At 42.5% G+C, this 12,510-nt stretch carries 7 protein-coding genes; 4 read left to right on the top strand and 3 right to left on the bottom strand.

Annotation, left to right across the window (positions count from 1 at the left end; translation table 11 throughout):
* The first annotated feature begins 43 nt into the window (after positions 1–43).
* The 4 genes from KHS38_RS20345 (at position 44) to KHS38_RS20330 (ending at position 10,100) form a co-directional block, all read left to right on the top strand.
* Entirely contained in the window at positions 44–3,118 is a 3,075-nt protein-coding gene (locus tag KHS38_RS20345; RefSeq protein ID WP_213490443.1) for a SusC/RagA family TonB-linked outer membrane protein, read from the top strand.
* A 16-nt stretch (positions 3,119–3,134) separates the two neighbouring features.
* Complete coding sequence (locus tag KHS38_RS20340; protein WP_213490441.1) at positions 3,135–4,895, top strand: RagB/SusD family nutrient uptake outer membrane protein; 1,761 nt, start codon at positions 3,135–3,137, stop codon at positions 4,893–4,895.
* A gap of 126 nt (positions 4,896–5,021) precedes the next feature.
* On the top strand, positions 5,022–7,202 hold the full coding sequence (locus KHS38_RS20335) for a TIM-barrel domain-containing protein (RefSeq protein ID WP_213490440.1): 2,181 nt from the start codon (positions 5,022–5,024) through the stop codon (positions 7,200–7,202).
* A 459-nt stretch (positions 7,203–7,661) separates the two neighbouring features.
* On the top strand, positions 7,662–10,100 hold the full coding sequence (locus tag KHS38_RS20330; protein WP_213490439.1) for a TonB-dependent receptor: 2,439 nt from the start codon (positions 7,662–7,664) through the stop codon (positions 10,098–10,100).
* Positions 10,101–10,236: 136 nt separating this feature from the next.
* Here KHS38_RS20330 and KHS38_RS20325 read toward each other — a convergent pair whose 3' ends face one another.
* From KHS38_RS20325 to KHS38_RS20315, 3 genes are all read right to left on the bottom strand, one after another.
* Entirely contained in the window at positions 10,237–11,403 is a 1,167-nt protein-coding gene (locus KHS38_RS20325; RefSeq protein ID WP_213490438.1) for a hypothetical protein, read from the bottom strand.
* A 7-nt stretch (positions 11,404–11,410) separates the two neighbouring features.
* Positions 11,411–12,001 (bottom strand): hypothetical protein, encoded by a 591-nt coding sequence (locus KHS38_RS20320; protein WP_213490436.1) that lies wholly within the window; start codon positions 11,999–12,001, stop codon positions 11,411–11,413.
* A 99-nt stretch (positions 12,002–12,100) separates the two neighbouring features.
* Positions 12,101–12,448 carry a hypothetical protein gene (locus KHS38_RS20315; RefSeq protein ID WP_213490434.1) on the bottom strand — a complete coding sequence of 116 codons (348 nt, stop codon included), beginning with the start codon at positions 12,446–12,448 and terminating at the stop codon, positions 12,101–12,103.
* Between the last annotated feature and the right edge of the window lie 62 nt (positions 12,449–12,510).

Below are 12,510 nucleotides of genomic sequence, written 5' to 3'. Positions count from 1 at the left end.
GCACATAGATAAGCCGCCAGTTAAAACACCCCAAAAACCAATTATGAAAAAATCATTACGTAACATTAAGCTACCTCACTGGAAAAAACCTGCCACCTTTTTGTTGGCTGGGTTACTAAATCATCAGGTGCAGGCAGCAACCATAAGTGAAAAGTTTCCCCACTTTAATCCACTCGAACAACAACAACAGGCAATTTCAATAAGCGGTAAAATAACCGACGAGAAAGGTGAAGCCATACCCGGTGTTAACGTTACCGAAAAGGGAACAACCAACGGAACGCAAACAGATATTAATGGAGAATACCGGTTAAATGTAAGCAGCTCATCTTCTGTTCTGGTTATCAGTTTCGTTGGATACCAAACCCAGGAAATAACCCCCGGCAACCGTACATCAATCAATGTTCGTTTGGTACAGGATCTTAAATCATTGAAAGAAGTGGTAGTAGTAAGCGTTGGTTACGGCACACTTGATAAAAGAGAAGTATCAAGTGCCATCACTCACGTTGGCGGGAAAGAACTACTGACTGTAGCCAGCAACAGCCCCCTACAGGCATTACAGGGCAAAGTAGCCGGTTTAACAGTAACCAACACCGCCACAGGCGATCCTAATTCCGTGCCTTCTGTTCAACTACGCGGGGTATCATCACGCAATGCAGGTTTAGGTCCGCTTTATATCGTAAACGGCGTGATTGGGGCAAATGTGGATAACATTAACCAAAACGATATTGAATCGATTGACGTGCTGAAAGGCGGTGCGGCCTCGGCTATCTATGGTACGCGGGGCGGTAACGGCGTTATCATCATCACCACAAAAAAGGGGACAAGCGAGTCGCGCTTGTTTTATGATGGGTACAGCAGCTTTGATTATATTACCAATAAGTACAATGTATTATCAAAAGATGCCTTTGTTCAAAACCGGGTTAACAACAATCAAGGGAATGATTATGGCGGCAGTACAGATTGGCTGAAAGAGGTGAGCAAGTCGCCTGCATTTGGTCAAAAGCATACTGTACAAATATCGGGTGGTTCAAACGAAGCGAATTTTTTCGCCTCAGCAGATTACCGCAATGCTGATGGTATTGATCTGCGTGCCAACAAAAAAGAATATGGTACCCGTATCAACGCCAATTTTAAGTCAAAGAATGGTGTTTATTCAGCTACACTCTCAGCGGCGCCCCGTTATGCGCAGACCCGCCGTGCCGATTACAGTGGGTTTAATTATGCTTTAACGCTCAATCCAACCTTTCCTATCTATGGCGATAATGGACAATACAATTTTATTAACAACGGCTTTTTTTCAAATAACCCGGTAGAGAATGCACGTTTGGTTAGGGATGAACAGGAACTAAAAAAGTTGGACCTAAGCGGGGTTTTCAAGGTAAATATTTTAAAAAACCTGTATACCACGGCTACATTGTCTGAATCCAGCTCATCGGTTAAAAATCTGGCATTCCAGCCATCTACGCTTTCGACAATTGTTAGAAATGATCCAAAGTACAAGAGAAATTATGCCCAGCAGGAGCAGGAAGAGAATGATGTAAAAAACTTTGAATGGACCGGAAATTATTCATTGAATATTAAAAAGCATGACATCAAATTACTGGGAGGTTACGCCTATTCGTTTTATACCTATGAGCAATTCAGGGCAAGAAATTATGATATTCCATTCGACGAATTTTTGTGGAATAATTTAGGTTCTGGCAGTTATAATGGCGGAGGTGAAGGTTTTGGACAAGATGCCGTTGGTTCAACAAAAAACAGTTCAACACTTATTGCTTTCTTTGGCCGGGTTAATTACAGTTACGATAATAAATACATTTTAACAGCCAGCTTAAGACATGAAGGTTCGTCTAAATTCGGTTTTGATAATAAATGGGGTAACTTTCCTGCTGTTTCGGCAGCATGGCGTGTGACGGAAGAGTCTTTCTTGAAAAATAAATTTTCCTGGCTGAATGACCTTAAAGTGAGGGCAGACTATGGTGTTACCGGTAATCAAAATTTTGACAATTATAAATCTTTATTATTATACGGTCCTTTTGGGTTTTATTCGTACAATGGAAATTACTATCAGGTATATGGCCCATCTCAAAACGTAAACCCTAATTTGCGCTGGGAAAAAGCTATCAATTTTAACGCAGGGTTTGATTTTGAAATCCTTAACGGTAAGCTGTCTGGTTCAGTAAATTATTATGTGCGTACGAATAAGGATTTGTTAGGTGATTATCGTGTTCCTCTGCCACCCAATGCACAAGAATTTACTTACGCGAATGTTGGTACGTTAAAAAACTCAGGGCTTGAAATTCAGCTTTACTCAGCTCTTATTAAAAAGAAGGACTTTAGCTATAGCCTTACCTTTGCAGGCGCTTATAATAACAATAAGTTTGTTTCCTTTTCAAACGACTTATACAAAGGCGCCCCTTATTTGGATGTTGCTGGGTTACCAGGGCCGGGTTCTCCCGGTAATATACAACGTTTGCAGGAAGGCAGGCGTATTGGTTCCTTTTATATGTACAAAAATGCAGGTGTAGATGCTAACGGAAGTTTATTGGTTTATAAAAAAGACGGAAGTATAGTGCCTGCTAACCAAGCCAATAATGATGATAAGCAATTTGTAGGTAACGGTTTACCCAAGTACACAGCATCGTTAGGCAATACCTTCACCTACAAGAAATTTGACCTGAGCATATTTTTGCGTGGCAATTTTGGTTACCAGGTGTTTAATACACCTGCGTTTTATTTGGGTACCCCTGCAACTCAAATTGATGCCAATGTACTTACCTCTGCTTATAACAGCGGCAGTAAATACTCAAAGCTTACCAATGGAGCAACGGTTGCCATTCCTTCCGATTATTTTTTGGAAAGCGGGGACTTCGTGAAGATAGATAACGTTTCTTTAGGTTATACACAAAAAATCAATTCCAAATTTATTCACGGCATACGCTTGTATGCGGCCGGGCGAAACCTGCACACGTTTAAAAAGCTTAGCATAGGCGACCCGGATCTAATTCCGGTAAATGGCTTAACGCCGGGTTTACAACTCGATGGCAATGGTAATGGCACTTTAAACTATTATCCATCAACGTTACAAGTAATTATGGGTGCACAGGTTACCTTCTAATTAATGATTATTCACTATGAAACAATATTTTAAATCGACCAAATTTACAGCGGGAATGCTGGTTGTCTTTATGGCACTGGCAAACAGCTGTACAAAGCTTGATGAAAAAGTTTACGACCGCGTAGATGAAAACTCTTTTCTGCGTCGGCGCGATGATGTGATCCGTGACTTTTTGCGTCCGTTTGAACATGCTTACTGGAGTATACAGGGCGGCGATATATTTGCTGTGAACGAGGATAGCTCTGATGAGTTTGGAACCTATAGCCGTGAAGGTGACTGGTATGACAATGGCTATTACCAGCGTATGCACTACCATACCTGGACAACTAACGATAATTTTACAAGCGACGCCTGGCGGGCTTTTTATCAGGGAATAGTATTAGCTACCAACTCACTTCAAGATTTAGAAGCTATAGAAGACCCTTCCAAATTTAATGTTACCCCATCTGAACTGGCGGATTTTAAAGCAGAACTTAGAACCCTGCGTGCCTGGTTTCACCTGCGTGCGTTAGATTACTACCGTAACATTGTCATCGTAAAAGAAGTAAAAAACCAAACTGAAGGCGGTAAGCAAGTTGCCCCACAGGAAGCGTTTAATTTTATCGAGTCGGAATTAAAAGCGGCTATTGTGGATCTGCCAACACGCGAAGCGTTAGGAACTACCCCAATCGGTAACAGCAGTAGCGTAGGCCGCTGGACTAAAGCAGGCGCCGCGGCGGTTCTTGCTCGTCTTTATCTTAACTCGAAGGTATATACAGGGGTAGATAAGTTTGCTGATTGTGCTACTATTTGCCAGGATATTATAGATGGTAAATACGGTTCTTATAGTCTGGATACCCGATGGGATGGCCCGTTTGATTTTACAAATAATTTGCCTAATTCTGAAGTTATCTTCGGCTTCCCTTCAAGTCTCGCACGTACACATTGGCAGTATGATGGCGGCATGTATTTCAATGGAATGACTTATGATGCAGCACCTTTATATTGCGGCTTTACTGACTGGGGACAAGCGAATCCTAAATATGCTTTACAGCCCGGCCGAGACGTAGATAGTGTGGAGTACACCTTCAAATTAGGAAAACCTTTTGTTAAATTTCAAAAGTACCCCGATGATTTGCGCCTGAAGCTTTACAAAAATTTAGGTAACAGCAAGCGCGAAGGGATGTTTCTGTATGGTTATCTGCCTTACCGGCATACAGTAAATGGCCAGCAACGGATAGATACTGTTAAGGGCAATAAAGGCAATTATCCTTTATTTATACGCGATCAGGTGGGTCTGTTTAGGGGGGCCAAACCTGGAACCAGAATTGCTGATAAGGAATCAAATGTAAACCATGCCGATCATAATTCAGGCGTGTTCATGATGAAATACCCGCTTTATCCCAGTGATGATGCCAATCGTATCACTTCGGCATATGCTGAAATACGCCTTTCTGAAATCTATTACATGCTTGCCGAATGCAAGTACAGGGCTGGCGACCGGCCAGGCGCAGCGCAATTGCTGAATCAGGTAAGAAAGAGAAGCTATCCCGAAGGTTCAACAAGTTTGTATCGGCCAGATGGAGGTCAGCTGGATGAGCAAGAGATGCTCGACGAATGGGGACGTGAGTTTTTGGGTGAGAATCGCCGCCGTACCGACCTAATTCGCTGGGGGGTATTCAGCAGCGGCACCTGGTGGGACAAGAAGCCTGACGGCGATAAACATACCGAGGTATTTCCTATAGGTATATCTGTTATGGGGGTAAATCCGCAGTTTGTTCAAAATCCCGGATACTAATTAGAATAACCCGTCGTGCATCATGCGTTTAGTGTGTATGCCGGCGGGTTAATCATTTTATGATGAGCATTATGATCTGCTCATTCACATCAAAAGCTTCAACTATAAAACATATTACTATTACAGATGACTTTACTTTCCAGACATCTTCTGATTTTTGTTGGCTTACTATCCTGTGCCTTGGGGCTGGCTAAACCGGTTCCGGTTCAGCGCTCGGGCATGGTGGGCAACGCCATTGCCGAATTTATTCCGGCAGGATTTGATCCCATTAAAACGCCATCCTTAATTTTGCAGAAAGAGCCGGTGCTGAAAGGTGCTGTTCCGGCAGGTTGGGATATCGTTCCCGAATTTACTTTTAATGAGGGCAAGGCAAGTGCTGTTGTTCGTTTAAAAGGCGACATCAGTTTGTATGGCGGCGGCGAAGTAACCGGGCCACTGTTAAGGAACGGGCAAACCATTAAGCTGTGGAACACTGATAACGGCGCTTATGGTACAGACGAAGGTAAACGGCTTTATCAAACCCATCCCTGGGTTTTGGGTGTGCGTAAAGACGGAACTGCATTCGGCATCATTTTCGACAGCTCATGGAAGTCGGAGCTAACTACCGACCCTGACAAGATAGAACTCAAAACTGAAGGGGCGCTGTTCCGTGTATTTGTGATCAATCGCAAATCGCCGCAGGAGGTACTGAAAGGGCTGGCTGAACTGACCGGCACCATAGCTATGCCGCCAAGATGGGCATTAGGGTATCATCAGTGCCGTTTCTCGTACGGAACAGAGCAAAAGGTGCGATCCATAGCTCAAACCTTTAGGGAGAAACACATCCCCTGCGATGCCATATGGATGGATATCGATTATATGGAAGGGTACCGGGTATTCACTTTCAATAAACAGAACTTCCCTGATCCTAAAAAGCTGAATGATGACTTGCACAAGCAAGGGTTCAAAACAATTTATATGATTGACCCGGGGGTAAAAGTTGACCCTAATTATGCTGTTTATCAATCAGGCACAGCCAAAGATGTTTGGGTTAAGCAGCCAAACGGTCAGGAGTACCACGGCAAAGTATGGCCGGGCGATTGTGCATTCCCGGATTTTACAATGCCTCGCACACGTGAATGGTGGTCAGGCCTTTACAAAGGTTTTATGAGTACGGGTATTGATGGTATTTGGAATGACATGAACGAGCCTGCCGTGAATGATAATGATTTTCCGGCAGATCAGCGCCTGGGTACCATGCCTTATAATACGCCTCACCGCGGTGGTGGCAATTTGCCGGCTGGTCCGCATTTGTTATATCATAATGCTTATGGCCGCTTTATGGTTGAGGCATCAAGAAATGGGATTTTAGCAGCTAACCCGGATAAGCGCCCGTTTGTGCTGACCAGAGCAAACTTGCTGGGCGGCCAGCGTTATGCCGCAACCTGGACCGGAGACAACCTGGCATCCCCTGAATTTATGAAAGTTTCTGTTCCGATGTCATTAACGCTTGGCCTCTCGGGACAGCCTTTCAGCGGACCAGATATAGGCGGGTTCCTGGAAAATACAAGCGGCGACTTATGGGCGCAATGGATTGGATTTGGTGTGTTTTTGCCTTTTGCACGGGGCCACGCCTGTGCCGGTACCAACGACAAAGAACCATGGGCTTTTGGTAAAGAAATTGAAAACACTTCACGCATTGCTTTATCACGCCGCTATCGTTTACTGCCGTACCTCTATACTTTGTTTTATCAAGCGCATACAACAGGTTTACCGGTAATGGCACCTGTGTTTTTTGCTGATACCAAGAATGCAAAATTAAGAAGTGAAGAGCAGGCTTTCCTATTAGGTGATAACCTGTTGGTAGTTCCTGCCTTTGCTAAGGACCCGACGCTGCCATCGGGCATCTGGGAAAACCTGCGACTGGTAATAGGAGAGGAATCGGACCCTTACCAGGCTTTGCTGAAAATAAAGGGCGGTAGTATAATTCCGGCAGGCCAGGTTACCGAAAGCACTACCGAACGCTCATTTGCACCACTTACACTTTATGTGTGCCTAAATGAGACAGGTAAAGCAAATGGCCAACTTTATTGGGATGCCGGTAATGGTTGGGACTATAAATCTAAAGGTTATAGCCTGCTTTCATTCTCCGCAATAAAAAAGGGGAACCGTGTGCAAGTTAGCCTGGCTTCAAAAGCAGGGAACTACAAAATTGAAAATGATGTTCAACAAGTAAAAGTTGTGCTTGTGAAAGGCGGTAAGCATTACACCGGTGCCGGATCCTTAAAATCAGGCGTAACTGTATCGATGGATAAAGCAGCAGAATAACTTTAAATTGCAGATTTATAGAAAGTTAAACAGCCGTCGAGGAGGCGTGTATATTTAACAGGTACTTAGGTATCTACGCATAAATCGAAGTCAACGTCATCCTTAAACTGGAAACATCTATCCCGTTTCCAGTTTAAGGATGACGTTTTTTTGTAACCATGGCCTCGGTAGCCTATCCGTGGGTGTAGGTAGAATCTGATGATTCCGCCAGAAAATTTCGTGATTTAATGCAGCTATTAAGGGTAAGGTGTTAGTCAATTCAATATATATGTGCATCGATGAAATCATTGGTTAAATAATGTTAAACCTGCATTTTAACCAAAAGTAAACGCCTACCTTTAATAAAACTTAATAGGCTGTGCAACGTTTTGCGGTAATTCTGCATCTCATAATTTGCTGGCTGTTAAACTTTTGCCTGAGGTGGCAGTCTATACAACAAACCAGCACTATCACTACCTTATGAACAAAGCCTTACTTAGCACAATAGTATTCCTTTCTTTTGCCTTACTAACTCGCGGGCAGAACCAGCCTGCTGCCATGACGGTAAAGGGAATCGTTATCGATTCTGCGAAAAATCAGCCTTTAAGTTATGCTACCATTGCTTTGGTAGATGCAGTTACAAACATTACCATTAAAAGCACTTTTAGCAAAGATGATGGCAGTTTTTCGATAAATGGTCCGGCCATTAAGCCTTATAAACTGGCGGTGGTGAATGTGGGTTATGGAAACAAGGTCATTAATATCAGCAACCCTAAAGCAACAACTGATTTAGGTAAACTCTATTTGTCACCATCATTGAACCAGTTAAAGGAGGTAAGCGTTGTAACTGTTAAGCCGCTAATGAAACGGGAAGTGGACCGCATGAGCTACGACGTACAGGCAGACCCGGACAGTAAAGTTATCACGGTATTAGATATGATGCGTAAGGTGCCGTTGCTATCAGTTGACGGCAATGATAATATTAAACTACAGGGCAATACTAATTACAAAATTCTTATCAACGGAAAAGAATCAGCCTTGATAGCACGTAACCCGGCCGATGTTTTTAAATCAATGCCTGCCAGTAATATTCAAAAAATTGAAGTCATCACCACGCCTCCGGCAAAGTACGATGCCGAGGGTATTGCAGGCATTATCAATATCATCACTAAAAAGAACATGGAGCAGGGGTACAATGGCAGCGTCAATGCCCGGTATAGTACCATCTGGGGGTCGGGCGGTAATTTAAATCTGACGGTAAAGCAGGGCAGGTTTGGCCTGGCCGGGTATGCCGGCTACTACACGCAAGGCAGGCTAAATAACGCATATAGCAGCATTAATGAAAGCCGTAACTCGCTTAATGAAAACGATCCGGCTTTTGCATCGTCGTACCTGACACAGCAAGGCAATACGGCCCGTAAAGGCAACAATGCTTACGGCAGTACCGAACTAACTTATGAAGCGGATAGCCTGAATCTGTTTACCGGTACAGTGGAGTTTTATCGGGTTAAAAACTTTGTGGATCGGGATTTGATTTCAAACCTGATTAGCAGCGATGTGACTGGCAACAATAGCTATCAGTCATATAACACCAACAATAACGGCTATAGGGGTTTGAGTGCGGGTTTAAATTATCAGCTGGGCTTTAAGCGCAACAAGGAACAGTTGCTTACAGCATCTTACAAATTCAATGCGTCAAAAAATGATCAGTTCAATAACAGCAAGTTTATAGAAAGGGTAAATTATAATTTTCCTAATTACCAGCAATTTAATAAGTCGGGAAGCAATGAACATACTCTGCAGTTAGACTATGTGCAGCCGCTTAAAAAATTGAATCTGGAAGGAGGAGCCAAAGCCATTTTTCGAAACAACTTCAGCGATTCGCGTAACGAGACTTTTGATAAGGCCACAAACCAGTATATACTTATACCTGAGCAAACGGATAACTTTGATTACCAGCAGAATGTTTATAGCCTTTACAATTCTTATCAATACAAGTTTAATGATAAGTGGATTGCTAAAGGTGGCCTTCGTTTTGAATATACTACGGTAAATGCTAACAACGCAATTAATCAGCGGTATTCTAACCTGGTGCCATCGGTGTCGGTTCAGCGCAGCTTTAAAAGCAGTAGTGTTAACTTGGGGTATTCGGATAGGATTCAGCGCCCGGGAATCTGGCAGCTCAACCCATTCATAAATACACAAAACCCTAACATGATTTATGTTGGCAATCCCGATCTGAGGCCGGTGGTAAGCCATAACGTTGAGCTAACTTACAGTACCTTTAAAAAAGGCTCTATCAATGTAGGGCTTAATTATAAGTTTGCCAATAATACGGTCGAAAATATAACTATCATCGATCCTTTAACTGCAGTAAGTACCTCAACATATCAAAACGTAGGTGCAAACAAACGTTTGGGTATGGATCTTAATGTGAACTATCCGGTTACAAGCAAGCTGAATGTAAATGTGAACAGCCAGTTGGTGCACGTATGGCTAAAGGGGTATGTAAACGGGCAGTTTTTCAACGCAAAAGGCTACCAGGGGCACACGTTTGCCGGGGCTACTTACAATTTTGATAAAGGTTACCGCGCCGGACTAAACTTTGATTATGACAGCCGCTATGTTATGTTGCAAGGCCGGGACAATTACTGGGTGGGCTATTCGGCCAGCATTTCGAAGGAATTCCTGAACAAAAAGGCCACTATAGCTTTGTACGCTAACACCCCGTTCCAGAAGTTCCGTAAAATTGACAATACCATCCGTACGCCCACATCTTACCAGTTCACCGTATTTGAAAATAACGCCCGTAACTTTAACGTGAGCTTCAATTACAAATTTGGCAAGCTGAGCGGCGAGCTGAAGAAAAACCAGCGCGGTATCAAAAACGATGATGTGAGTGGCGGTTCAAGAAACTAAATCGAAACACTGTTAACTAATTATAGCCTGCATATAAAGCTGTTATGCAAGCTATAATTATTAACTTATATCAGCTGTTTATATGATAGCTGAGCTTACTCTTGGGAACTCTCCTGTTAACTTAATAAACCTGCATTTATTCAAGAAAGCTTTTCCAGCCGGGAGGAAGCCAACTCTTTTTTTCAACCGGGGCCTCTTCTATAAGCGGTTTGTTTACAGCTTGTTTTACCGGCTCTGTTTGGGTAAACTCCAGATTGTTAAATGAGTCGATGATCATTTCCATTGCTCTTTTATTTACTTCCCAAAAATCATTTTCCAAATTTGGATTTGGCCCTACCTGTTCAAAATAATACCAGCCCGCCGTTGTTTTAAGTATGTATAACTTCAAATATGCAGCACTTTGTTCTTCTTCATACTTAATGGTACCGGTAGCCACACAAAGTTCGGCTATGGATGGGTTCAATGTACTTTCAGGGGTCAACGGGCTTATTGTTGACTTAAAATCTGACAATCTGCCAAAAGACTTCTCATAAATTTCATTTGCACGTGCCGCTGCTGATTGACTATAAAAGTGTGCGTTAATTATGCCCTTGTTTTCACCTGAAACGTCATGAGTAAGCAGGAAGCGGGAAAAGGTTTTACTGTTATCTGTTTCAAATTTAATATCCCAGGATTCGGGTACATAAAACGAAACCTTCTCGGTGAAGTCATATTCAAACGGGTACAGGAGTTCGGCCATCTGCCAGTTTGATTTATGTATAAAGTCCCAGTTACCTGCAATTTGCAGCAGCGTATAAGCACATTCATTATAATTTTCCTGCAAGCAGGATGCTTTTACGCAGAATATATTGGCACCGGATAGATTTGCATCCGAGTCTTTAAGCACAGTGAAACGTGATATCATTTCTTCGCCTCCCGGCCATTGCCTGTAGGTGAGTACATCAAGATATTTGCCGGTACTTGTTCCCTTAATTTCCCTTACATTTAGAATGGTTTCGCCCATTATGGCCAGCTTCTTTAATAGCCAGTCAGATGGGTTCAGGTCATATCTAATATGCTCATACAGTACCTGCACCTCCATATATGCAGAATCATCAACCGTACTGTATTGTCCCAGTACGGTAAGTCTTAGTTCTGGGTGCTCTATAGCATTAACATTGATTACCTTAACGTTGTTAGGCAGAAGTATCCAGTATTGCAAGGGTTTTTCGGCAGATGTGAAATTACACTTCCAGAAGTTTGACTTGAGGTAAGATACCGGTAAGGTCTGCTCAACAGGAAAAACCAAATTTTCGGCTATCATATTCACTTTACTTTAACCCCCAGTGTGATACAATATGAAAAATAGTGTTTGCCTGTGATGCATAGTTTTTTTCGTTGGCTGATGCTTTCAGCACATAATAATTGTTTCCTTTACTCACACCTGTAAAACGGCTGATTACCCTTTCACCGTTTCCAATAGTTTTTACGGTAAGTACATCCAGGTTTTTTTGCCCGTTGGGGTAGTTGATCTCATTTTGGTTGAGTACCTTTTCGCCAGTGATACGTAGCTTGTTCAATAGCCATTCTGTTGGGGTTTGCTTGTCCTTCACAGTTTCGTAGGCTACCCATACCTCTATGTAAGGCAAAGTTTTATCAATCACATTATAGATGCCGATATTGTTGAGTCCCACTTGTGGCAGTGGCTTAGGATCAACCGACGTAGGCTTGATGGTATTAGGCAGTATAACCCAGTAAGCATGTTCTGGTCCGGCCGAGCTGTAATTGCATTTCCAAAATGTAGCTTTCAAATAATCATCAGAAAAGCCGCTGTTCAACGGAAAGGGAATTGCTGGTTGTTTTTGCTCTGTGCTGTTGTTGCCCGAAGCTGTACTGTCAGACTGGGAGGTGTCGTTTTCCATATTTGATTTTGCGTTTCCGTTTAACTGGCACGAACTTACAATAGCTGTAATTAATATGCAGAAAATTTTTGTTTTCATGGGTGTTTGTTAGTGAGTGATTTACTTTTTTCCGAGCCAGATACCATAAAGCATCAAAGCAGATCCTAAAAACCATATAATGGTTGCTGCCCGCTTCAGGGTGTCTTGATTAGATACCAGGAATTTTACCGGCTGACGGTCAAGGTTGGCAGTATTGTTTTTTTGATGAAAAGATACAACCGTATCAACCATATAAAAAAAGAACTGATTGACTAAATTGATCATGAGAACAACCAGTAAGGCGAATATGGATGAAAAGAAAAAGAACTCAAATATATCGCCTGTTGGCAGCTTAGTAACGCCTATCAATAGTATAATAGCCAATGCTATAACAAATAATGCAGGTATACCCCAAGCGAATATTTTCAATAATACAGGCCTTTCAAACTTTTTCGTGAAGAAAAATAATAGCCAGAAGTTTAACCCTGTAA

The organism is Mucilaginibacter sp. Bleaf8, assembly GCF_018390515.1.
Taxonomy (GTDB): Bacteria; Bacteroidota; Bacteroidia; order Sphingobacteriales; family Sphingobacteriaceae; genus Mucilaginibacter.
The sequence above is the reverse complement of the archived record's forward strand: the minus strand, read 5'-3'. Positions and strand labels throughout refer to the sequence as shown.